Origin of the sequence: Paraburkholderia acidisoli (assembly GCF_009789675.1) — a bacterium.
Classification (GTDB): domain Bacteria; phylum Pseudomonadota; class Gammaproteobacteria; order Burkholderiales; family Burkholderiaceae; genus Paraburkholderia; species Paraburkholderia acidisoli.
In genome coordinates this window covers 1,005,659-1,028,369 of the sequence record NZ_CP046915.1, presented here as the reverse complement: position 1 = coordinate 1,028,369, position 22,711 = coordinate 1,005,659, and the positions used below count along the sequence as shown (strand labels likewise).

The 22,711-nt window shown below is 66.9% G+C and carries 20 protein-coding genes; 8 read left to right on the top strand and 12 right to left on the bottom strand.

Translation table 11 applies throughout. The features are described 5' to 3' along the window. The first annotated feature begins 199 nt into the window (after positions 1-199). The gene (locus tag FAZ98_RS26805) at positions 200-1,405 is read left to right on the top strand and encodes a sugar transporter (protein ID WP_158955759.1); all 1,206 of its coding nucleotides are present in this window, start codon (positions 200-202) and stop codon (positions 1,403-1,405) included. On the opposite strand, the gene FAZ98_RS26800 is transcribed toward FAZ98_RS26805, so the two are convergent. Then, positions 1,395-3,464: a putative bifunctional diguanylate cyclase/phosphodiesterase gene (locus FAZ98_RS26800; protein ID WP_158955757.1), complete on the bottom strand. Its 2,070-nt coding sequence runs from the start codon at positions 3,462-3,464 to the stop codon at positions 1,395-1,397. The genes FAZ98_RS26805 and FAZ98_RS26800 overlap by 11 nt on opposite strands. Positions 3,465-3,839: 375 nt before the next feature. On the opposite strand from FAZ98_RS26800, the gene FAZ98_RS26795 reads away from it, so the two are divergent. Beyond that, the gene (locus tag FAZ98_RS26795; protein ID WP_158955755.1) at positions 3,840-4,469 is read left to right on the top strand and encodes an alpha/beta fold hydrolase; all 630 of its coding nucleotides are present in this window, start codon (positions 3,840-3,842) and stop codon (positions 4,467-4,469) included. Positions 4,470-4,606: 137 nt separating this feature from the next. Here FAZ98_RS26795 and FAZ98_RS26790 read toward each other — a convergent pair whose 3' ends face one another. After that, positions 4,607-5,497 (bottom strand): LysR substrate-binding domain-containing protein, encoded by an 891-nt coding sequence (locus FAZ98_RS26790; protein WP_158955753.1) that lies wholly within the window; start codon positions 5,495-5,497, stop codon positions 4,607-4,609. Positions 5,498-5,609: 112 nt separating this feature from the next. Here FAZ98_RS26790 and FAZ98_RS26785 point away from each other — a divergent pair, with 112 nt between their 5' ends. Together FAZ98_RS26785 and FAZ98_RS26780 are read left to right on the top strand one after the other, a co-directional pair. Beyond that, positions 5,610-6,233 carry a LysE family translocator gene (locus FAZ98_RS26785; RefSeq protein WP_158955751.1) on the top strand — a complete coding sequence of 208 codons (624 nt, stop codon included), beginning with the start codon at positions 5,610-5,612 and terminating at the stop codon, positions 6,231-6,233. Positions 6,234-6,235: 2 nt separating this feature from the next. After that, entirely contained in the window at positions 6,236-6,616 is a 381-nt protein-coding gene (locus FAZ98_RS26780) for a cupin domain-containing protein (RefSeq protein ID WP_158955749.1), read from the top strand. A gap of 139 nt (positions 6,617-6,755) precedes the next feature. Here the strand turns inward: FAZ98_RS26780 and FAZ98_RS26775 are convergent, their stop codons facing one another. Continuing rightward, entirely contained in the window at positions 6,756-7,154 is a 399-nt protein-coding gene (locus FAZ98_RS26775) for an FKBP-type peptidyl-prolyl cis-trans isomerase (protein WP_158955747.1), read from the bottom strand. Positions 7,155-7,274: 120 nt separating this feature from the next. Beyond that, the gene (locus FAZ98_RS26770) at positions 7,275-8,069 is read right to left on the bottom strand and encodes an SDR family NAD(P)-dependent oxidoreductase (protein WP_158955745.1); all 795 of its coding nucleotides are present in this window, start codon (positions 8,067-8,069) and stop codon (positions 7,275-7,277) included. A 139-nt stretch (positions 8,070-8,208) separates the two neighbouring features. Here FAZ98_RS26770 and FAZ98_RS26765 point away from each other — a divergent pair, with 139 nt between their 5' ends. Then, positions 8,209-9,105 (top strand): AraC family transcriptional regulator, encoded by an 897-nt coding sequence (locus tag FAZ98_RS26765; protein ID WP_158955743.1) that lies wholly within the window; start codon positions 8,209-8,211, stop codon positions 9,103-9,105. An 82-nt stretch (positions 9,106-9,187) separates the two neighbouring features. Here FAZ98_RS26765 and FAZ98_RS26760 read toward each other — a convergent pair whose 3' ends face one another. From FAZ98_RS26760 to FAZ98_RS26750, 3 genes are all read right to left on the bottom strand, one after another. Next, complete coding sequence (locus tag FAZ98_RS26760; protein WP_158955741.1) at positions 9,188-9,904, bottom strand: SDR family oxidoreductase; 717 nt, start codon at positions 9,902-9,904, stop codon at positions 9,188-9,190. Positions 9,905-9,950: 46 nt separating this feature from the next. Beyond that, positions 9,951-10,829 carry an NmrA family NAD(P)-binding protein gene (locus FAZ98_RS26755; RefSeq protein WP_158955739.1) on the bottom strand — a complete coding sequence of 293 codons (879 nt, stop codon included), beginning with the start codon at positions 10,827-10,829 and terminating at the stop codon, positions 9,951-9,953. Positions 10,830-10,934: 105 nt separating this feature from the next. Next, positions 10,935-11,507, bottom strand: coding sequence for a TetR/AcrR family transcriptional regulator (locus FAZ98_RS26750; protein WP_158955737.1), 573 nt, complete (start codon positions 11,505-11,507; stop codon positions 10,935-10,937). 311 nt (positions 11,508-11,818) lie between these two features. Between FAZ98_RS26750 and FAZ98_RS26745 the strand changes: the two genes are divergently transcribed. Continuing rightward, a complete protein-coding gene (locus FAZ98_RS26745) occupies positions 11,819-12,841 on the top strand; it encodes an alpha/beta hydrolase (RefSeq protein ID WP_158955735.1) in 1,023 nt (340 codons plus the stop codon). A 60-nt stretch (positions 12,842-12,901) separates the two neighbouring features. Here the strand turns inward: FAZ98_RS26745 and FAZ98_RS26740 are convergent, their stop codons facing one another. The 4 genes from FAZ98_RS26740 to FAZ98_RS26725 all read right to left on the bottom strand — a co-directional run bounded on the left by FAZ98_RS26740 (position 12,902) and on the right by FAZ98_RS26725 (position 19,630). Continuing rightward, positions 12,902-13,801, bottom strand: coding sequence for a VOC family protein (locus FAZ98_RS26740; protein ID WP_158955733.1), 900 nt, complete (start codon positions 13,799-13,801; stop codon positions 12,902-12,904). A gap of 41 nt (positions 13,802-13,842) precedes the next feature. Further along, positions 13,843-16,566 carry an MGH1-like glycoside hydrolase domain-containing protein gene (locus FAZ98_RS26735; RefSeq protein WP_158955731.1) on the bottom strand — a complete coding sequence of 908 codons (2,724 nt, stop codon included), beginning with the start codon at positions 16,564-16,566 and terminating at the stop codon, positions 13,843-13,845. Between the two features lie 168 nt (positions 16,567-16,734). Beyond that, positions 16,735-18,693, bottom strand: coding sequence for an amylo-alpha-1,6-glucosidase (locus FAZ98_RS26730; RefSeq protein ID WP_158955729.1), 1,959 nt, complete (start codon positions 18,691-18,693; stop codon positions 16,735-16,737). 46 nt (positions 18,694-18,739) lie between these two features. Continuing rightward, complete coding sequence (locus tag FAZ98_RS26725; RefSeq protein ID WP_158955727.1) at positions 18,740-19,630, bottom strand: LysR family transcriptional regulator; 891 nt, start codon at positions 19,628-19,630, stop codon at positions 18,740-18,742. 126 nt (positions 19,631-19,756) lie between these two features. Between FAZ98_RS26725 and FAZ98_RS26720 the strand changes: the two genes are divergently transcribed. Continuing rightward, on the top strand, positions 19,757-20,752 hold the full coding sequence (locus FAZ98_RS26720; RefSeq protein ID WP_158955725.1) for an MDR/zinc-dependent alcohol dehydrogenase-like family protein: 996 nt from the start codon (positions 19,757-19,759) through the stop codon (positions 20,750-20,752). A 132-nt stretch (positions 20,753-20,884) separates the two neighbouring features. Continuing rightward, complete coding sequence (locus FAZ98_RS26715; protein ID WP_158955722.1) at positions 20,885-21,172, top strand: H-NS histone family protein; 288 nt, start codon at positions 20,885-20,887, stop codon at positions 21,170-21,172. 136 nt (positions 21,173-21,308) lie between these two features. On the opposite strand, the gene FAZ98_RS26710 is transcribed toward FAZ98_RS26715, so the two are convergent. After that, positions 21,309-22,460, bottom strand: a complete 1,152-nt coding sequence (locus FAZ98_RS26710; RefSeq protein ID WP_158955720.1) for a GGDEF domain-containing protein — start codon at positions 22,458-22,460, stop codon at positions 21,309-21,311. Positions 22,461-22,711 lie beyond the last annotated feature (251 nt).

The following is a 22,711-nucleotide window of genomic DNA, read 5'->3' as shown; positions in this document are numbered from 1 at the left end:
CGATGAGGTTCGTGAAGCGCCCGGCCGCAAGGCGCGCGGGCGTGGCGTATCTTAACGCAGGCTCCGGCGTGACCGGGCCGGGTGGCGAGGTACGGCGCGGCGTGCGCTGGCCGCGCGTGCGCCCATTGAAGCAACGAAAAAATCCCCCTGGTTATGCCTGGTTATGATGTGCGAACGTACGCGCATCAACCGGGTCCCCATGCCTTCTTCCGATCTTTCGTATTTCAAGCGCCCCTGGTGGGGCGTGCTCGCGCTGACGTTTTCGGCGTTCATCTTCAACACGACCGAGTTCGTGCCGGTGGGCCTGCTCAGCGCGATCGGCGTGAGTCTCGACATGCAGCCCACCGACGTCGGGCTCATGATGACGATCTACGCGTGGACCGTGGCCGTCGCGTCGCTGCCGCTCACGCTGCTCACGCGCAACGTCGAGCGGCGCACGCTGCTGGTGCGCATCTTCGTGCTGTTCATCGCGAGTCATATCGTCACCGGGGTCGCGCCCAACTTCGCGATTCTCGTGCTCGGCCGCATGGGCATTGCATTCGCGCATGCCATTTTCTGGTCGATTTCGGTGTCGCTGGTCGTGCGGCTCGCGTCGGCGGAAAACAAGAGCCGCGCGCTCGGCATGCTGGCTATCGGCACGTCCGTGGCGATGGTCGCGGGCATTCCGCTCGGCAGGGTGATCGGCGAAGCATTCGGCTGGCGCGAAACGTTTCTCATCATCGCGGGCGTCGCGGCGCTGGCCGCGTTCGTGGTGTGGCTCACGTTGCCCGCGCTGCCGAGCGAGCGCACCGGTTCGCTACGCAGCCTGCCCGGCCTGCTGAAGAACCCCGTGCTGATGCTCACCTACGCCGTGACGATCCTCACGGTAACCGCGCACTTCGCGGCGTATACGTATCTCGAACCGTTCGTGCATCAGGTCGACGGCGCCACCAGCGACCGCATCACGTTCCTGCTCGTGCTGTTCGGCGTGGCCGGCATTCCCGCGGCGTACTGCTTCAACCGCTACTACGCGCGCGAGCCCGACAAATTCCTGCTGCGCGCCGTGGGCACGGTCGCCGCGTGTCTGCTCGTGCTGTTCCCGTGCGCGCTCACCATCGGCACGCTGGCCGTGCATATTCTCGTGTGGGGCGGCGCGATCATCTGCTTCGGCCTCGCCATGCAGGCCCAGGTGCTGCATCTCGCGCCCGACGCGACCGACCTGGCCGTGTCGTTGTTTTCCGGGCTCTACAACGTGGGTATCGGCGCGGGCGCGCTGCTCGGCAACCACATCGCGCACGGCCTCGGTCTCTCGTGGGTGGGCTCGTTCGGCGGCGTGGTCGGCGGCCTCAGTCTCGGCGTGTGCTGGCTCGCGCAATGGGTCGCGAAACGCACCACGCCGCCCGGCACGCCGGGGGCTACGCACTGACCCGCATCGACCCCGACATCGCGCTCTGAAACTCGCGCTCCGAGAGCGGCAAGCCGCAGAGAAAGCCCTGCATCTGATCGCAGTCGAGCGCAAGCAGTTTGAGCGATTGCGCGACGGTCTCCACGCCCTCGGCCACCACTTCGATGCTGAGCACGCGCGCGAGCGCGACCACGGCCGAGAGCAGCGCGGAACTGCGCGACGAGGCGTTGTCGAGATCGTTCACGAACGAGCGGTCGACCTTGATCTGATCGACGTGAAAATCCTGCAGATGGCCAAGGCTCGAGAACACGCGCCCGAAGTCGTCGAGCGCGACCGCGTAACCGCGTCCGCGCAACGAGGCGATCACGCGGCTCGTGTGCTCCACGTCCTGCATGGCCGTTTCCTCGGTGATCTCGAACATCAGCCGTTGCGGCGGCACGCCGGCCGCGAGCACGATTTCGTCGATGCGCGCGGCGAGGCCCGGCGTCGTGAATTGCATCGGCGAAAGATTGATCGAGATGGGCACGCTCGCGTAGCCCTCTTGATCCCACTTCACGATGTGCTGGCACACCTCGCGCACCACCCAGTCGCCGATCGCCACCATTAGCCCCGAGCGTTCCGCCACGGGAATGAATTCGAGCGGCGGCACGTCGCCGAGCGTGGGATGGCGCCAGCGCAGCAGCGCTTCGGCGCCCGTCATCGTGTTGCCTTCCACCGTGAATTTGGGCTGGAACACCAGATCGAACGTCTCGTTGCGCAGCGCCTGATGCAGATCGCGCTGAATCTGCAACGCGCGCAGCGTGGTCTGATTCATGCTCTCCTCGAAGCGGCGGAACGTGTTGCGTCCGCAACGTTTCGCCGTGTACATCGCGCAATCGGCGTGCGAGAGCAAGGTGTCGAGCGAGGCCTGCGCGCCGCTCGCGATCGAGATGCCAATGCTCGCGCCAATCCGCACCGGCAGCGCCGCGTCGAGCATGAATTCGGCGGAGAGACTCATCAGCACGTCGCGGGCGACATTCTCGGCCACGGCGGCGTCGGCGAGATGGGTCGCGACGATCACGAATTCGTCGCCGCCCAGTCGCGCCACGATATCGCCTTCGCGCGCGCACGCGCACAAACGAGCGGAGGCCTGGCGCAGCAGATCGTCGCCGATCTTGTGGCCGAGCGAATCGTTGATGGCCTTGAAGCCGTCGAGGTCGATGAAGAGGACCGCTAACGTTTGCCCCAGCTGTGCGTTTCGGGCGAGCAGTTCCTTCGCGGACGCCATCAGCTTGGCGCGGTTCGGCAGGTTGGTGAGCGCGTCGTGCGTGCCGAGATGCTGGATCGTGTCGGCCGCCTTGCTGAGCGACGCCGAAAGCCGGCTCGTCTGCGCGCCGAGCAGCAGCAAGGTGCCGAACAGCAGCAGCGCGGAGATGATGGCGACCACCAGCGCGAGCGCGTGGCCGTCGACCTTGTGCGTGCCTTCGCAGAGACTCGCGGCAGCGAAATTGGCCGCGCTCATGCCCGTGTAGTGCATGCCCGCGATCGCGAACGCCATGATCGCCGCGGCACCGAGACGCTTGGGCGCGATATGACGCCCGGAAGATTCGCGCAGATGAAAGGCGAGCCAGAGCGCCGCGATCGAGGCGACGACGGCGATCCCGATGGACAGCGCGAGACGGACGGGGTCGTAATCGATGCCGGGATGCATGCGCATCGCATACATGCCCATGTAGTGCATGGCCGCGACGCCGAGCCCCATCACCGTGCCCGCGATCAGGAGCCGTTTCAGGGAAAGCTGCCCGCGGCTCGCGGTGGACAAGGCCAGCAGCGAGGCGAGCACGGCCAGCGCGAGCGAGCCGGCGGTGGCGTCCATGTCGTAGCCCATTTCGATGGGCAGCGTGAACGCGATCATGCCGATGAAGTGCATCGACCAGATGCCCACGCCCATGGCGCAAGCGCTGCCGACGAGCCAGACATAGCGCCAGCGGCTACTCGTGACGGCATTGAGCATGGCCGAGCTTTCCAGCGCCGTGAACGACGCGAGAAACGCGACCACCACCGACAAGCCGGTTAACAACGGGTTGTAAACGCCTTGCATTATTTCGGCCCTCTAATTTGTTGCTTGTTATGCGTACTGCTTGACTGCAGATCCTGCGGTACTGCTTCGTGTGCCGTCGCCTCGCATGCATGGCATGTCAGAGGGCGGATTCGGTCGATGCGTCGTGCTCGCCGATTTGATGTGCCGCCGCGTCTCTCACCGCGGCGGAAATGTTCGTGTGCGGGAACGCACCTTTACCCCATCGTTTACGGCAGCTCCCGAAAAACCTTTAGACCATGCGCGAAAAAAGTTGTACGCGCACCTAATTCCATCCGGCCCCACGTATGGCGGCGCCGTTTCGTCCCATGCATTGCGCTTAAAATCACCGACAATTTCAGCGCGCCAACAACCTTCGTCACGGGAACCTCGAGAACAATGACTTCGCTGCCTTCGTCACGCCGTGCACCTTCGCAACTGCTCTTCTTGCCGGGCGCATCGGGCAATACCGCGTTCTGGCAGCCGCTTGCGGAACGGCTCGAAACGGGCGCGCCGCGCGCCGTGGTGGCGTGGCCCGGCTTCGGGCAGGAACCGCCCTCGCCCGCGATTCAGGGTTTCGATGACCTCGTCGATCGCGTTGTCGCGCGTATCGATCGACCGACTGCGCTGATCGCGCAATCCATCGGCGGCGCGATCGCGGTGCGCGCGGCGCTCGCGGCGCGCGAGCAGGTCACGCATCTCGTGCTCGCGGTGACCTCGGGCGGTATCGATACGCAAGGATTGGGCGCGCAGGATTGGCGCACGGGATTCGCCGCCGCGAACCCGACGTATCCCGACTGGCTGGCGACGTTCAGATCGGATCTCTCGCACGAATTGCGCGACATCCGGCAGCCGGTGCTGCTGCTGTGGGGCGATGCCGATCCGTACAGCCCGGTGGCCGTGGGCGAGCGCTTACGCGCGTTGCTGCCCGACGCGCGCCTGCACGTGGTGGCGGGCGGCACTCACGATCTGGCGCGCGATCATGCGGCGGCGCTTGCACCGCTCGTGGATGCGCATCTGGCGCGCTGAGCGGCACGGTGCGTGGCGCATGTGCGGCGTCGAGCGCAGCGCGTTGCGCTGAGTCGCACTGCTGCGCGCGCTGAAATGCGCCCTGGCTGGCGCGAAGCGCAAAACCGGCAGCCGGGGGCCGACGCTACGCCACTTTATTACGCCACTTTGGCGAGCGCGGCACGCACGCCCACCGCTTCGCCCGACATCGACTCGCGCACGCAGCGCGCGAATTCGAGCGCGGCCGGCTGCACCGTGGCGGGCAGCCGCAGACAAATCGCGAAGGGCGTGAGCGCGGGCAAGCCGGCCGCATGCGGCGCGAGAATCTCCAGATCGGCGGGCACCGTGGAAACGAGCCACGTGGTGATCGCGAGGCCCGCGCGTACCGTGGCGGCCGTGGCCTCGATGTTGCCGCTCTCGAACACGGTGCGCCACGGAATCGCCTGATCGGCCAGCGCGCCCAGCACCACGGGGCGGAACGCGCAGCGCTCGTCCACCATCGAAAGCGGCAAGGGCCGCTTTTGCCACGCGTCGCTGCCGCGGCCCGTCACCCAGACGAGCGGCTCGACGCGAATCACCTCGCCTTCGGCCTCGCTCGCCACCGCTTCGACCAGCGAGACATCCACGCGGCCGCTGTCGACCGCCTCGCTCAATTCCGGCGACGCCGCGCACACCAGCGAGATTTCCACGAGCGGATGCGCCTCGGCAAACGCCTTCATCGCGGGCGCGAGCGGCGTGACGAGGTCGTAAGGCACGCCCACGCGCAAGCTGCCGCGCAGCGGCTGGCCCGTGGTCTCGGCCCAGATTTCGTCGTTCAGGCGCAATAGCTGGCGCGCCTTGACGAGAAACTGCTCGCCCTGGCGCGAAAGTTCGAGCTTGCGCGTCTTGCGCACGAACAGCAGGCAGTCGAGCAAGTCTTCGAGGCGCTTCACCTGCTGGCTGACGGCGCCTTGCGTCATGTGCAGCAGATTGGCGGCCACCGTCATGCTGCCGCTGTCGGCCACGGTGACGAAGGTGCGAATGAGGGCGAGATCGAGGTTGCGGGTCATCGACACATTATGCCGCGTAATGCATCGCATCAATATTATTGCCTTTAATGATGCGTCGGCGATCCGTACAGTGCAGGTTTCGCTCACCGCCTGCGCCGCCCCGATGACGCCGATGACTTCCCTTTTGCCTCTGCTGCTGTTCGTCGCCGTCGCGACCATCACGCCCGGCGGCGCGACCACGCTCGCCACCGCCTCCGGCGCGCGCTTCGGCTTCACGCGCTCGATTCCGCTGATGCTCGGCATCGCGCTCGGTCTCGCGCTGCTGGCCGCCGTGGCCGCGCTCGGGCTGGGCGGCTTGCTCGCGGCCATGCCCGTGCTGCAAACGGCGGTCAAGGCGATGGGATCGGCTTATCTGCTGTGGCTCGCGTGGCGTATCGCCCGCAGCGGCCCGCCCGTCACCGCGCAAGGCACGCCAGGCATGAGCGGAACGAGCGCCGGCGCCGCCGCGCGCCCCATCACGCTCATCAACGGCTTCCTGCTGCTCTGGCTCAACCCGAAAAGCTGGGCGATGACGGTGGGCGCCGCCGCCTCGTTCGCGCTGCTCGCCCCCAGCCCCAACCGGCTCGCGCTGCTGCTGGGCGCGTCGTTCGGCGCGGCGGCGTGCGTGTCGCTCGCGTTGTGGTGCGCGCTCGGCGTCCTGCTCGCGCGCGTATTGAGCACGCCGCGCCATTGGCGCATCCTGAATCTGGCGATGGGCGTGTTGCTCGCCGCCTCCCTCATCCCTACCTGGAGATAGTCATGCTGCATCCGTTTGCCGAGTCGTTCGATCTGGAAGCCGCGTTCGGCGACGTATCGGCGTACTGGTCGCCCAAGGTCGTCGCGCAGGTCAACGACCAATACGTGAAGGTCGCGAAGGTGCGCGGCCAGCTCGTGTGGCACGACCACGCGCACGAGGACGAACTGTTTTTCGTGGTGCGCGGGCACTTGAAGATCGAATACGAACACGGCCGCGTGGTCGATCTGCCGGCCGGGTCGATGCACGTGGTACCGCGCGCCACGCTGCACAATCCCGTTGCCGAGGAAGAATGCTGGATCGTGCTGATCGAGCCGGTGCAGACGAAGCACACGGGCGACGTGGCGTCGCCGTTGTCGAAGACGATCGAGGAGCAGTTGCGCTGAGTGAAGCGGCGCGGTAAAGCCCGAATGCGCTCGCGGAGCATGGCGTGACGGGGCTGTATCGCCGCACCAGGACGGCACAGACAAAAACGGCGCGTGAGCCATCGCTCACGCGCCGTTCTCGTTCGTGCCGACGTCGAGCTTACTGGCCGACGCCGAGCAGTTCGATTTCGAACGTCAGCTCGCTGTTCGGCGGGATCGGGCCGACCGCGCGATCGCCATAAGCGGTGGCCGCCGGGCAGGTCAGCTTCGCCTTGCCGCCGACCTTCATGGTCTGCACGCCTTGCGTCCAGCACGGAATCACGCGATTGAGCGGGAACGAGGCCGGGCCGCCATGCTTCGCCGACGCGTCGAACTCGGTACCGTTCGCGAGCGTGCCGCGATAGTTCACGCGCACGACGTCGTCGGCTTTCGGTTGCGCGCCGGTGCCGGCCTTGAGCGTCTCGACCACGACGCCCGAGGGCAGCTTCACGACGGGATTGGCGGCGAATGCGCTCGATGCGACGGTGGCGCTGGCGAGAAAGGCGATCAGATATTTCATGCGGGGTCCTCGTTGAATGACCCGCCGATTATATCGGGCATGCCGCGACGCCCCGCTGAAGCGCGCCTGCCTCGCCGACGCCGAGGCCGTCGGCATCGACATCGACACACGCCATCGACCTCAAATATGCATGCCGCCCGCCACCTCGATGCGCTGCGCGTTCACCCAGCCGAACTCGTCCGAGAGCAGGCTCGCGATCACGGGGCCCACGTCGGTCGGCAAACCCGCGCGGCCGAGCGCCGTGTGATCGGCAATCGCCTTGTTGACTTGCGGATTGTCACGCACCATGCCGCCGCTGAAATCGGTCGCGATCGCGCCCGGCGCCACCACGTTCGCGGTAATGCGGCGCGGCCCGAGTTCGAGCGCCATGTAACGCGTGAGCGCTTCCACGGCGGCCTTCATCGGCCCGTAGATCGCGCGGCCCGGGAACGAGAAGCGCGCGAGGCCCGAAGAGATCTTGACGATGCGCCCGCCGTCGTTGATGAGCGGCAGCAGCGCCTGCGTGAGCAGGAACGGACCCTTGAAATGCACGGCGAACTGTGCGTCGAGTTCGGCTTCCGTGCCCGCCGCGAAGGTGGCCGCCGAAGAGGTGCCCGCGTTGTTCACCAGATAGTCGAAGCGCTCCGCGCCCCACGTCTTGAGCGCCTCGCGCACGCGCTCGGCGAAACCCGCGAATTCGCCCGCTTTCTCGATGCTCAATTGCAGCGCGATGGCCGGCGCGCCTGCTTCCGCCGCGAGCGCGCAGACTTTTTCGGCTTCGTCGCGATTCGCGTGATAGGTCAAGATCGTCTTGACGCCGCGGCTCGCGAGACGCAGCACCGTGTCGCGGCCAATGCCGCGGCTGCCGCCCGTGACGATGGCGATTTTCGTTCCCGACGCGTTAGCGTTGTTCGTTGCCGTGTTGTCCGTTGCCATGCTGCACCTCCCTTGTGGAATAGCGACATTCTGCGACCGCGGCTCACGCGGGTTAATACCCGAAGCTGCCCGAATCTTGCCTAATCCTGCTTCGCTGACTACCATTCGCCGACACTGCCCCTTTTGAATCGAGCCCCTCATGTCGACCGAACTGGCCGCCGCATTGCTTCGCTACACCGAGTCGCAGCCCGGCAGCAGCCCTTACGTCACGCCCGTGGAAGGGCTCTTCGTCCTGCGCTCCGACCTGCCGCGCCCGCCCACGTTTCGCTCGGCGCGCCCGGCTATCTGCATCGTCGCGCAAGGGGCGAAATGGGCCAGCTTCGGCGGCGAGCAACTGGCGTACGGCGCGGGCCAGGCGCTGGTCGTGGGTGTCGATACCCCTTCGCAAGGCCGCGTGTACGAAGCGAGCCCCGACAAGCCCTGCCTCGTGCTGATCCTTGAACTCGATCTGGCGATCGTGCGCGCGGTGGCGCAAGCGATGCCCGCGCCGCCCGCGCCCGCCGGCGACACGAGCCGCGGCGTGTTCGTCGCGAACTTCGACGGACCGCTCGCCGATTGCGCGCTACGGGCCGTACGCCTGCTCGACACGCCCGGCGCGGTGGGCGTGCTGTACCCGATGATCCTGCGCGAGATCTGCTACTGGCTGCTCGAGGGCCCGCACGGCGCGCAGATCGCGCGGCTCGCCTCCACGGAAAGTCCCTCGCACGGTTTGCTGCGCGCCGTCGACAGTTTGCGGCTGCATTTTGCCGAGCCCATGCGCGTGGACGCGCTGGCCGAGGTCGCGCAATTGAGCCCGTCGGCGTTTCACCGGCAGTTCAAGGCGCTAACCGGATTGCCGCCGCTTCAGTATCAAAAGCAGCTGCGTTTGCTCGAAGCCCGGCGACTGCTGCTTTCGCAAGCGTCGAGCGTGCAGTCGGCAGCCTTCGAAGTGGGCTATGAAAGCGCCTCGCAATTCAGCCGCGAATACACGCGCATGTTCGGCGCGCCGCCCCGACGCGACTCGGAGCACGCGAAGGCCATGCGCGAAGCGGCTTGATGCGGAAGCGCCGCGCCACGCCCCTTCGAGCGAGCCGGACAAGCCCGGCACGCGCGAACGCGTGCTCGCCGCGCCCTGCCGCTCAGCCATCGAGCGTCGCCGGATCGACGTAACCCGCCACGGGCGAAGCGAGCGAACGCTTCAGCGCGCGCGTGCCTTCGTCGGCGAGCACCTCGCTCTCGCCCGCTTCGAGCGCGTCATAGGTTTGCCGAACCACGTCGAGCGGCGCGACCTTGGGCACGTCGAAGCCTTGCGTGAGATCGGTGTCGATGAACCCGACATGCACGCCCACGACCTGGATCGCGCGTTCGCGCAACGCCACGCGCACGGCGTTCGTGTAGCTCCACGCAGCCGCCTTCGAGGCCGAATAGGGTGCGAGAAACGGCACGGGCCGCCACGTCACGTCCGAAAGCACGTTGACGATCGCGCCGCGCCCGCCGTCCGGCAGCAGGGATTCGAACGCGCGCGTCGTGCGCATCACGCCGTAGAAGTTGGTCTCGAAGAGGCGCCGCGCCTGCGCCTCGCTCGCCTCCGCGAACGGGGACTCCACGACTTCCGCGATACCCGCGTTGTTGACCAGCAGCGTGACGTCAGGCGCGATCTTCGCGGCGGCCGCCACCGAAGCCGCATCGGTCACATCCAGCGCGACCGGCACGATGCCCGGCTCGCTGAAGCGGCTGGGGTCGCGCACGCCCGCATAGACTTTGGCAGCGCCGCGCGCGAGGGCTTCGCGTGCGAATGCGAGACCCAGACCGCGGCTCGCGCCGGTCACGAACACAACAGCGTTTTCGAGTTTCATTTCGATATCCTGATTAACCAGACTGGAAAAAATTCACGCCCCGCGCTCAGGCCTGAAACTTCGCCCGATGCGCCCGTACGTATTCGGCAACGGTCTGCGGCGCGACGCCGGTGACGGGTTCGATCACGGTGTCGGCGCCCGCGAACACGCCGTTCTGGTAGTCGACGGCCACTTCGATGAAGTGCTGGATCATGAACTCCGAGAGACCATACTGGCGCAAATGCTCGCGATACTCGTCGAGCGTCGAAGGGCGATACACGATCTTCCGGCCGATCACTTCGCTCATGGCTTCGGCGATACCGTGATGGTCGAGTTCGACCGAGCCGCACAATTCGTAAGCCTTGCCGACATGCTGCGCCGGCTCCGCCAGCACCTTGGCAATGAAGCGCGCCTGGTCGACCGCGGCAATCGGCGCGTGACGTCCGGCGCCGTACGGCAGCGTGATCTTGCCGTCGCGATTGATCGTGTCGAGCACCCACGGAAAGGTCAGCCATTCCGCGAAGAACGTCGGGCGGATGTGCACCGTGGGCACGCCCGACCAGTCGAGCACGCGTTCGGCGATCCAGTGATCGCGAGCGGCATGGCTCTTCGCGTTTTCACGCGCCGAAATCTGCGACATCTCGACGACCACTTCGAGACCGGCGCGGCGCGCGGCATCGGCGAAATAGGCGGTGCCCTGAATGAAGCCCGGCGAGACGGGATAGCAGAGATACGCGCCCGTCACGCCCGTGGTCGCGCGAATCAGATCGTCGTGATTGAGCAGGTCGCCCACGACGATCTCGGCGCCCGCCTCGCGCAGCGCCGTGCTGCGCGCGTCCTCCTTGCGGACCATGGCGCGCACGGCGTGGCCCGCCGCGAGCAGATTGTGGACGATATGCGAGCCGGTTTTGCCCGTTGCACCCGTGATCAGGAATTTGCGTTGCATGGTGAGACCTCCGTTGAGTGATGTCTGGACTACTGATTAAACCCATAATGTGCATATGCACACTTTAGATGAAACGAGGTCGCGGGCACGAATGCCAGCGGCGTTTTAAATCGATTCGATCTGTTGCCGGATATCTTGCAGCAAGGCCGCCGAGGCTTCCGGATCGGCCATGATGCGCGCCATCGTCATGCCACCGATCATGGCGGCGAGCGCGAACGTGGCGCGCGAGCGGTCCGCTTCGTCCTGCGCACTGCCAAGGCGCGTTGCCAGCATGTCCACCAGCGCGTCGAAACCGCGCACCGCCGCCGCCCGCGTGCCTTCGTCCGCGCGTGCCAGCTCGCTGCCCATGCCCGCCAGCGGACAACCGCGCTCGGGAGCGTTTCTATGCGACGTCGAGAGATACGCATCGACAACGGCATTGAACGCGTCGTGGCCCTCGCAGCCCTGGGCCGCCGCCTCCAGGTTGCCGACGATCCCGATCAGTCCTTGCTCGCAGGCTTCCGCCACGAGTTGATCCTTCGACTCGAAGTGGCGATAGAAACCGCCGTGCGAGAGGCCTGCAGTGGCCATCACATCGGCCAGACCGGTGGCGTGGATGCCGTTCGCCCGGAACAGCCCGGCCGCCACCTCGACGATGCGTTGGCGCGTTTCGGCGGTTTCGGCTTTCGATTTCCTCATGATGCGCGGTGCTCTGTCGTTCAACGTGATTTAGATGGTAGTCATCATCTAAATTGAAGTCAAGGACGATCGCGCAGGAAAGTTGCGTCGGCAAGATGCGCTGTGGGGCCGCATTGCTGCAAGCCGAGGTCGCCGTCACCGGTGGGATCGACGATCGGGCACTCGATGGCGCAAGCCGGAATTGGCAGTTAGTAGCATTTTTGGATGTCGAACATGCGGCCGCTGACAAAGCGTGACGACACCGAGCCAACGTGACTTAACTCCCTTGCCCTATGATTCCGCCCACGAACCCCGCCGTGCACCGCGCCGACATGACCGCCGAACCGAACGAAACCCCCGACGCCACGCCTGCCGAAGGCGTGCGCCTTCCGGCCCGCACCGTTCCCTTCCCCCGCAGCATCAGTGCCGAGGCCCAGGCCGCGCTGCGCCGTCTCGTGAACGCCGAAGGCGTGCCGTTCAACGCCTTGCACGTGCTGCCCGAATTGCACGACATCGACGGCTGGATGCGCCTGAAAGCCGCCGCCGACGCGCAATACGGCGCCGCGCTGGCGAGCCTCGCGGGTCAGTTGCGTTCGAGCGTGGAAACGGTCGAGGTGGAGGGCGCGACGGTGCATGTCGCCACACCCGCCGAGCCCGGCGCCGACGACGCGATTTACGTCGATCTGCACGGCGGAGCATTGGTGATGGGCGGCGGCGCGGCGTGCCGCACGGGTGCGCAGATGCAGGCCGATCAGTTGGGGCTGCGCTGCTGGGGTATCGACTATCGCATGCCGCCCGAGCATCCGTATCCGGCCGCGCTCGACGACTGCCTCGCCGTGTATCGCCGCCTGTTGCAACGCTATCCCGCGCACCGGATCGTCGTGGGCGGACGGTCGGCGGGCGGCAATCTCGCGGCCGCGATGCTGCTGCGGGCGCGCGACGAAGGGCTGCCGCTGCCTGCCGCGCTGGTGCTGCTCTCGCCGGAAGTGGACCTGACCGAATCGGGCGACAGCTTCGCGCTCAACCCGCTCGTGGACGTCGTGCTGCCGCACTCGCTGATGCCGCAGAACCGTTTGTATGCCGCGGGCGCCGATCTCGCGCATCCGTACCTGTCGCCGCTATTCGGCGACTTTTCGCGCGGCTTCGTGCCGACCTTCATTCAAAGCGGCACGCGCGACCTGTTCCTGTCGAATGCGGTTCGATTGCATCGCGCATTGCGGCGTGCGAACGTGCCGTGCGAATTGCATGTTTTCGAAGCCATGCCGCACGGCGGCTTCATGGGCGCGCCCGAAGATCGCGAGTTGCGCGCGGAGGTCCACCGCTTCGTGCACGCGCACTTGCCGGACGCAACGTAAGCGTTACCGGCACGAATCAGCGCGAGCACGTTCCAGTACGCTCAAGCACGCTGAAGCCCGTTAAAACGCGCCCGCACGCGCATCCGCGCCTTGGCGGTAGTCGCGATTGCTCTGCTCGGGATTGCGGTTCACCAAAGGCCGCGCATAAAGCGGATGACGCAGGCTGCGCACTTCGTGTTCGAGCTGGAAGCACGACGCGCCGCTCGCCAGATCGACGATCTCGGCGAAACGATATTGATGCGGCTCCTCGCCGTAACTGAGACCGCGCTCCGCGAGCCGCGCATGAGGCCGCGAAAAATCGGCGACATAGAGCTGAATGTGATGGCCGTCGTAAGCGGCAATGGGCGCAGCGGTCTCCGCAAAAACCAGTTGCTGATGCGTGCCGATCGCAACCACCGCCTGCGCCGTGCCGTCGCGCTCGCGCACCTCGGCGCGCGCCTCGAATATCTCGCGATAAAACGCGGCGATGGGTGCCGCGCTGCGCACCGGCACGCCGAGCTGCACATACGCGATACCCAGGTCGAGATCCGCCCACGGCACCGTGCCACGCAATGCCTGGCAGTCCAGACAATCGTAGCGATTGCCCCACGGACACATCACCGTTACGCGATCGGCGCGCTCCTCCCAGCCGAACGCCGTGCCCTCGAGCAACTCGCGCACGGCGCGCAGGCGCGCGAGCAGCGCCTGACGCTCGCCCACGACGAGCCCGACATGCCCGCGCAAACGCTGTGGCCGGCCGTGCGGCAAGTGAACCTGCGAGCGGCCGATATTGATCCACATGTTCGTCACGCCCGTCATCAAGAACGGATCGCGCGTGAGTCCCAGTGCGCTCACATAGAACGCCGTCGCGAGCCGCTGGTCGGGGATCGTGAGATTGACGTGTTCGAGCAGCACGAGATTGCCCACGTCCTCGCGGGCATAGCCGTCAACACGGTCGTGATCGTTACGGGTCGATTCCATCGTTTGCCTCGACATGCTGTCGCGCGCGGTACGCACCGCGCTCATTTCACCGCCGCGCCCTCTTCGATCTCGCCCGCCGCCGGCACGTTGCCCGACGGGCTCATCACGCGCGGCTGCAACAGCAGCGCGACGAGTCCCGACCAGCCGGTTTGATGCGAGGCACCCACGCCGCGCCCGTTGTCGCCGTGAAAATACTCGTGGAACAGCACGAGATCGCGGCTCTTCGGGTCGGCCTGCAAGAGCGGATACGCGCCCATCACCGGCCGCTCGTTGTTGCGGTCGAGCAGGAACAGCGTGGTGACGCGGCGCGCGAGTTCGTCAGCGATCTGTTGCAGCGTGCGTTTCTCGCCCGAGCCGGTGGGATATTCGACCAGAAAGTCGTCGCCGTAATAGCGATGAAACTCGTACAGCGACTCGATCAGCAGATAGTTCACCGGCATCCAGATCGGGCCGCGCCAGTTCGAATTGCCGCCGAACACGCGCGAATCCGACTCCGCCGGCAAATACTTCACCGTGAAATTGCAACCGTTGTAGCGGTACACGAAAGGCGCGTCGAGATGCGTGCGCGACAGCGCGCGAATGCCGTGATCGGAGAGGAATTCGCTTTCGTCGAGTACGCGCTTGAGCAGCGCTTTCATGCGATGGCCGCGCAGCAGCGAAAGCAGCAGCGAATTGCCCTTGCCCGGCTGGTTCCAGCGCGACACGAGCCGCGCGAGATCGGGGCGATGCTCGAGGAACCACACGAGCCGGTCGCGCAAGCCGGGCAAGTTGCCGTGCACGCGTTCTTCGAGCACGTGCACCGCGAACAGCGGAATCAGCCCGACGATCGAGCGCATGCGCAACGGCGTGCTGGTGCCGTCGGGCAGCTTGAGCTTGTCGTAGAAGAATTCGTCCACACTGTCCCAAAGCCCCGTTTCGCAGTCGTCGTCGCAGCTCACCGCGCCCGCGATATACAGGAAGTGCTCGAAGAACTTCACGCCGATATCGACAAACACGTGGTTCGAAAAAGCGAGTTCGAGCGCAATGCGCATGAGGTCCAGCGCGTAGCCCGCCATCCACGCGGTGCCGTCGGCCTGATCGAGATGGCCGCCCGTGGGCAAGGGCTGCGAGCGATCGAAGATGCCCACGTTGTCGAGCCCGAGAAAGCCGCCCTGGAAGATGTTGTGGCCGTCCGCGTCCTTGCGGTTCACCCACCACGAAAAATTCAGCAGCAGCTTGTGGAAGATGAGTTCGAGAAATTCGCTGTCCGGCTTGCCCGTGATCGAGCGGTCGATCTCGTACACGCGCCAGGCGGCCCAGGCGTGCACGGGCGGGTTCGCGTCGCCGAACGCCCACTCGTAGGCGGGCAACTGGCCGTTGGGATGCTGGTAGCGGTCCTTCACGAGCAGCAGCATCTGCTTCTTCGCGAACATCGGGTCGACCAGCGCGAACGCGACCGCCTGAAACGCGAGGTCCCACGAGGCGTACCACGGGTACTCCCACTTGTCCGGCATGGAAAGAATGTCGGCGTTGCTCAGGTGCCGCCAGTCGGCGTTGCGGCCGTGCTGACGGCTCGCGGGCGGCGTGGGCTGCAGCGGATCGCCCGCGAGCCAGCGATTCACGTCGTACTGGTAGTACTGCTTCGACCACAGCATGCCCGCCAGCGCCTGGCGCTGCACGAGCTTCGCGTCGGCGCTCTCGATATCGCGTTGCAACGCGGCGTAGAAGGCGTCCGCCTCGGCAATGCGATGCGCGAACAGCGCGTCGATATCGAGCGCGACCTCTTCCTTTGGCACGGATTGCGGCCGCCAGCGCAACGTGACCACGGCGCGCCCGTGTGCCGCGAGCTCGAGATGCACGCGCGCGGCGGCCTTGGTGCCCGCGTCGCGCCGGACCGCGTCGCTCGCGCCGTGCACGAGATAATCGTTGATGCCGTCCTTGAAAGGACCCGCGCCGTCCATGTTGAACAGCCGCTTCACATTGGTATCGTTCTCGCAGAACAGCCATTCCACGCTTGCGCCCGCGCTCGCGGTGGAGGTCACCACGAGCGGCGCGTGCGTGTCGCTATGCGCGACCACGTAGTTGCCTTGCGCCGACGACACCAGCGCGAGCGACGGCTTGTGCGCCACGTCTTGCCACGACCACGTATTGCGCGCCCAGATCTGCGGCAGCACGTCGAGCGTGGCGTGCTGGCCCGCGCGATTCTCCACCGTGATACGCATGACGACGTCGTCGGGCGTGTGCTTCGCGTACTCGACCTGCACGTCGAAATAACGTTCGTCGTCGAAGATACCGGTGTCGAGAATCTCGTACTCGGGCACGCCGGTGCCGCGCCGCGCGTTCTCGTCGAGCAGATCCTGATACGGAAACGCGCCCTGCGGATACTTGTAGAGCATGCGCATGTACGAATGCGTGGGCGTGCCGTCGAGATAGAAGTACAGCTCCTTCACGTCCTCGCCGTGATTGCCTTCGTCGTTCGTGAGGCCGAACAGCCGCTCTTTCACGATGGGATCGCGGCCGTTCCAGAGCGCGAGCGACACGCACCAGTTGAGGCGTTCGTCGGCGAAGCCGGCGAGTCCGTCCTCGCCCCAGCGATACGCGCGCATGCGGGCGTGATCGTGCGGAAAATACGCCCACGCGGTGCCGTGCTCGCTGTAGTCCTCGCGCACGGTGCCCCACTGCCGCTCGCTCAGATACGGTCCCCAGCGCTGCCAGCGCGCGTAGTCGTTCGAGTACAGGCGTTTGCCTTCATCCGTCTCCAGGAGGCCGGCGCTACGCTGCAACATGAATATCTCCTTGATGGTGCCGTGAGCCGTGCTTCGAGTCCTGCTTCAAGCGGTGCTTCGAGCCGCGTTTCAGGACGCTTACGGTCGCGTCACGGTTGGCGTTCGTGGCTCACATGCTAGCGCGGTTTGCGGCCTGGCCGCGCTCCCGCCCGCAAGCGGCGCGCATGACTAGAACGGCACGCCGAGCCGCTTCAGCACGCGCAGCAGTTCGCCGAGCGACCATGCCTGGAACGGCGTGCCGCCCGGCGTGTGCGGCGCGTCGCCGTCGGCGACCTCGGAAACATGATCGAGCCCGGCGCGGTCGAGATGCGCGAGCAGCGGCGCGACGAAGCGCTCGTGCGCGAGCGCGCGTTGCGGCGCGGTGTCGCCGTTCACGCGCAGCCAAGCGTCGACGAAAGGCCCGAGCAGCCACGGCCACACGGTGCCCTGATGATACGCGCCGTCGCGCGCCAGCACGCCGCCGCGATACTGCCCGCAATAGCCCGGCTCGGCGGGCGCGAGCGTGCGCAATCCCAGCGGCGTGAGCAGTTGCGCTTCGCATTGCGCGACCACCGCGCGCGCCGCGTCGCCGTCGAGCAGCGCGAACGGCAGGCCGCCCACCGCGAAGAGCTGATTGGGCCGGACCGCGCGATCGAGCTTGCCGTCGACATGATCGGCGTCGATCACGTCGTAAAGCGCGCCTGACGAAGGCTCGACGAAGCGCGCCGCGAACGCCGCGCTCGCGCGCGCTTCGAGTTCGCGCCAGCGCGCGTCCCACGCACTCGCGATACGCAGCGCGTTGATCCACAGCGCCTGCACTTCGACCGGCTTGCCGATGCGCGGCGTGACGACCCAATCGCCCGCTTTCGCGTCCATCCACGTGAGCTGCACGCCGGGCACGCCCGCGCGCAGCAGGCCGTCGCGCGCGTCGGCGGCGATGCCGTAGCGGGTGCCGCGCGCGTAGCCCGCGAGGATCGCATCGACGGCCGCCCGCAGCGTGCGGCGCGCCTCGGGCGTCACGCTCTGCGCGCTCTCGGCGGCGAAATAGTCGTGCACCGCCACCACGAACCACAGCGAGGCGTCGACGGAGTTGTATTCGGGCGCGCCGCCCGCGTCGGGGAAACGGTTCGGCAGCATGCCTTCGGAAACCGTGCTCGCCCATTCGAGCAGGATCGCGCCCGCTTCGCCGTGGCGCCCGCTCGCGAGGAGCAGGCCGCGCATGGCGATGAAAGTGTCGCGGCCCCAATCGGTGAACCACGGATAACCGGCGACGATCGTGCGGCCGGTGCCGCGCGCGACCACGTAGGCGTCGGCCGAGCGTTGCAGGCGCGAGCCGAACGCGGCGCGGCGCGCGGTTTCGGTATCGGCGAGTTGTGCGGCGTCCTCTTGCGCGCCGGCATTCGCGACCGGTGCGCCGCCTGGCAACGCCGCGCGCAGCAGCAGCACCGCTTCGTCTTTGCCGAGATCGAACGCGAACACGCCGGGCGTCGCGAGGTCTTCGGTGAAGTCGAGCCCGCGCTCGCGTTCGCACGCGTAGCAGAAGTTGCGATACCAGTCGGGCGCATGCGTGTAGATGCCGTTCGATCTCGCGACGATGGCGGGCACGTCGCCATAGGGCTGCCAGCGCACGGCCTCGCCTTCCACGCGCGCCGCGAAATCGAACGCCGGATTCTCGTGATGCAGCGCGTGATAGTCGCGGCCCGACATCAATGGACGAACCTTCAACGTTGGCACGCTCGCACCGGCCGGCGCTTCGAGCCGCCAGCGCAGGACCGTCTCGCCGCTGGCTTTCGCCACGAACACTTCGGCCGTGAGCGTCGCGCCATGGTCGAGCGCATAACGCCACGTGGGCCACGGCGCGGTTTCGAAACGCGCGAGACGGTCGGCGATCTGCGGATACAGCAGATCCGGCGCGTAACGTTGCGCCGTGAGCGCGACCTTGCGATCGCCGTAGTCGAGCCACGCCTCCACGCCGTTCACGAGCACCATGCGGCCCGTGGGCGGCTGCGTCGCCGCGAGCAGCAGCGCGTGATAGCGGCGCGTGCGCGCGATGCCCACGGTGCCCGACGCGAATCCGCCCGCGCCGTCCGCTTCGAGCCATTCGTCGTCGAGACGGTTCGTGTCGATGGGGGAATCGAGACGCGTCATCGGTGTTCCTCGCGGATTGAGCCTCGCGCCGAGTGTAATGGAGCGGCTACGCCAGCGCTTCGACGAGGTAATCGATCAACACGCGCACGCGCATGGGCACGCGCCGCCCCGCCGGGTACACGGCATGGATCGGTACGCGCGCGGGTTGCAAGCCGGGCATCAGCACCTGCACCGCGCCCGTGCGGATCTCGTCGGCGAGCAGCCAGTGCGGCGCCTGCGCAATGCCGAGACCGCACAGCACCGCCGCGCGCACGTGTTCGGCGTCGCCCGTGAACAGCTTGCCGTGCGGCACGTACGACACGGTTTCGTCGCTGCCGGGCGCGCGCTTGAGTTGCCACGGATATCGCTCGCGGCCCTTCGCGAACACGACACAGCGATGCGCGTCGAGATCGGCGAGCTGTTGCGGCGCGCCGTGCGCGGCGAGATACGCGGGGCTCGCCGCCAGCACGAAGTCGGTTTCCGCGAGCGGCCGCGCGGTCAGCGACGAATCGACGAGACGCCCGTGCCGGATCGCCAGGTCGATGCCCTCGCCCACCAGATCGACCTGACGCTCCGACACCGAAAGTTCGATCGCGACCTCGGGATAGCGCCGGAAGAATTCGGGCAGCAGCGGCGTGATGCAGAGGCGGCCGTGCGCGGGCGCCGTGTTGACGCGCACCATGCCGCGCGGCGAATGCTGACGATCGCCCACCGAGGATTCCAGCGCGTCGAAGTCGTCCACGAGCTGGCGCGCCTGCTCGTAAAACGCCTGCCCCGCCTCCGTGATCACGACCTGACGCGAGGTGCGCAGCACCAGCTGCGCGCCCAGATGCCGCTCCAGCGCGCCAATCTGCTTGCTGACCGCCGGCTGGCCAACGCCCTCCTCGCGCGCCACGGCGGAAAAGCTGCCGCGCTCCACGAGGCGCGCGAACAGCCGTATTGCGTTGACCCGATCCATGCCCGCCGCCTTATCTATTCCACAATGGAATTGATGGTATGCCACGAGACAGCGTTTTCGCAATGGATCGAACGGCTTAAGTTACGGGCATCGCCATCAACGAAGCACCGCTTCAGGAGCCAACCGATGAAAGCCCTTTGCGTCACGCCGAACCGCGATCTCGAAGTTCGCGAACTGCCCGCCCCCGTGGAACCCGCGCCGGGCCACGTGATCGTCGCGATGGACGCCTCGGCGATCAATCACGGCGACAAGACCTTTTTGCGCCTGCCCAACGCCGCGGGCAATGCGCTCGCCCTGGGGCGCCACGACGTGTGGGGCGCGTCGGGCGCGGGCCGCGTGGTGGCCGTGGGCGCGGGCGTGCCCGCCCGCTACGCGGGCCGCCAGGTCGCGATCTACCGCTCGCTCGAGCGCAGCCCGGAAAGCGTCGGCCTGTGGTGCGAGCGCGCGCACGTGCCCGCCACCGCGTGCCTGATCCTGCCCGAGCACGTGCAGGCGCGCGACTACTGCGGCTCGCTCGTCAACGTCATGACGGCGTATGCCTTTCTCGAAGAGATTGCCGATGCCGGTCACCGCGGCGTGATCGTCACGGCGGGCAATTCCGCCACGGGACGCGCGCTGGCGCGCCTCGCGCAACAGCGGGCGCTGCCCGCGATCTTCCTCGTGCGCAACGAAGCCGCGCGCGACGCGCTGCGCGAGGCGGGCGCCGAGCACGTGATCGTCACCACGCCCGGCTTCGCCGCGACGCTGGAACCGCTCGCCGCCGAACTCGGCGCAACGGCGGTCTTCGACGGCGTGGGCGGCGATCTGCTCACGGCCCTCGCGCCCGCTTTGCCGATGAACGCCGTGATCTATCTCTACGGTTTCCTGGGCGCGGGCGCGCCGGTTTCGCTGCCGACCGTGCTGTTCATGGCGAAGAATCTGACCATGCGCCGCTTCAGCAATTTCGAAAGCCGCACGGTCAAGGATCGCGAGCGTCTGCGCGCCGCGCTCGCGGCGCTCGAAGCGGTCATCGACGATCCGTTGTTCAGGACACACTGCGGCGAGCGCTTTCGCTACGACCAGATCGAGGCGGCGATGGCGTACGCGCCGCTAAACGGCGCCAAGGCGATGCTGGTCGCGTAGTACGGCGTAATACGCATGACCATGCGGGCGGCGGCGAGTGTTGCATTCACGCCGCCTCGCAAACCCCGAAAGACCGGGCGCGCGCCGGCGCGTTAAAATCGGCCGGTTTTTCAATCACCTGGCTGCCCGACGATGTCCGACCTCAAGGAACTCCTTGCCCAGCGGCAAGAGCTCGAAACCCAGCTCGAAGCCGCCTTCAAGGAAGAGCGGCTGAACGTGCTGGACGAAATCAGCCGCAAGATGAAGCTGCACAAGATCACCTTCGACGATATTCGCGGTCCCGCCACGCCGCCCGCCAAGGCCAAGTCGCCCGCGAAATATCGCGATCCGGTCTCGGGCAACGAATGGTCGGGACGCGGCAAGCCGCCGAACTGGATCAAGGACGAGCCGGACCGCTCGAAGTTTTTGATCGACGGTTGAGGGCACGCGCGGCGCGCTCGCTCAGCGTGAGCACCGCGCGTTATCCGGCGCGCGTTATCCACCCATTCCGCGCACAACCGGGAATGACCGGAAAAACCAGGAACAACCTGGAACAACCGCGCATGACCTCCGCCGTTCAGGCGGTCACCTTGTCGCGGCCGTCCACTTTCGCCCGATACAGCGCACGGTCCGCGCGTTGCAGCGCCGCGGCATAGTCCGTTTCGCCCGCCTCGATCTGCGCGAGCCCGATGCTCGCGGTCCACGGCGGCAAGCCGTCGAGCGGGCGGCGGCACGCCTGCTGGATCTGCCGCGCGCACACCTGCGCGTAGGGCGCGCGTTCGGCCGGTAGCACCGCAAGAAATTCGTCGCCGCCGATCCGCCCGAACTCGCCGCCCAGCGACTCGACTTCGGCGCACGCGAGCACGGCGACGGCCTTCAGCACGGTGTCGCCCGCAAGATGGCCGTGGTGGTCGTTGATCTGCTTGAAGTGATCGAGGTCGATGGCGAGCAGCGTCGCGCCCGGCGCGATCAGGCGGCGTGACTGCGCCGCAAAGCCCGCGCGATTCCATACGCCCGTGAGCGGGTCGCGCAACGCGGCGGCACGCAGCCGTTGCTGGGCGCGCTCGGCCGGCATCGCCAGCAAACCCAGATTCAGCACACCGAGCAGCAACTGGTCGGAGAGCATCGGGATGAGCGCGAGCAGGTCCAGCGCAGGCCCGTTCCAGAGATAACCGGCGATGGCGATCGCGTAGCCGGGCAGGTAGCCGAGCATGGCGAGGCCCGCGAGACGGCGGCCGCGGCTCGGCATGAAGGTGCTGTCGGCGGCGGCGTTCGCGCGCTCGCGATGCAGCCCGACCAGGCAGCTCACGCCCACGATGCCTGCCGAGATCGCCACGGCGAGCGTGTCGCACACCTCCGTGGCGACCGCCACGAGTTTCGGGTCGCTCAATACCCACGCCGGCGCGAGCTGCGCCGCGACGCAACCGGCCACCGGCCATGCCATCCACGGGCGAAACGGCGTCTTGCCGTCGAACACGCGCAAGCCGGAAACGATCAGCACGTTGGTGAACGCGAGCGAGCCGAGCAGCGCCGCCTTGAATAGCGGATGCCCCGCCGAGTGTTCGAAGCCGATCAGCGTGGCCGCGTACAGCAGCGAACTCGCCGACCAGTGATAGCAATAGCGCCGCCCTTCGACGTCGAAGCGCACCAGCGCGAAGACGAGGCCGAAGGCCGTGCTCGCAAGCACGCTGCACAGGCGGAGCGTTTCAGTGTCGATGTGGTGAAACATGGCGGAACGGGAAAGAAGGCAGGCAGCGCGGCAATCACGGCGCGGCGGCGAACGCGGCTCGCGCCGCGAGTGTCCCTGCCGCCGCAAGCCGTGTCAACGCCGGTTAAAAGGGGCGTATCTCCATCGACACGCGCGCTCGATGCCGCGATCGAGACGAAGCATATCGGGAGCATATCGGGCGCGACGAATCAGGCCATGCCGCGCACCGTCATTTTCGCCGACGAACCCATTCGGCAAACGCCTCGTCTTCG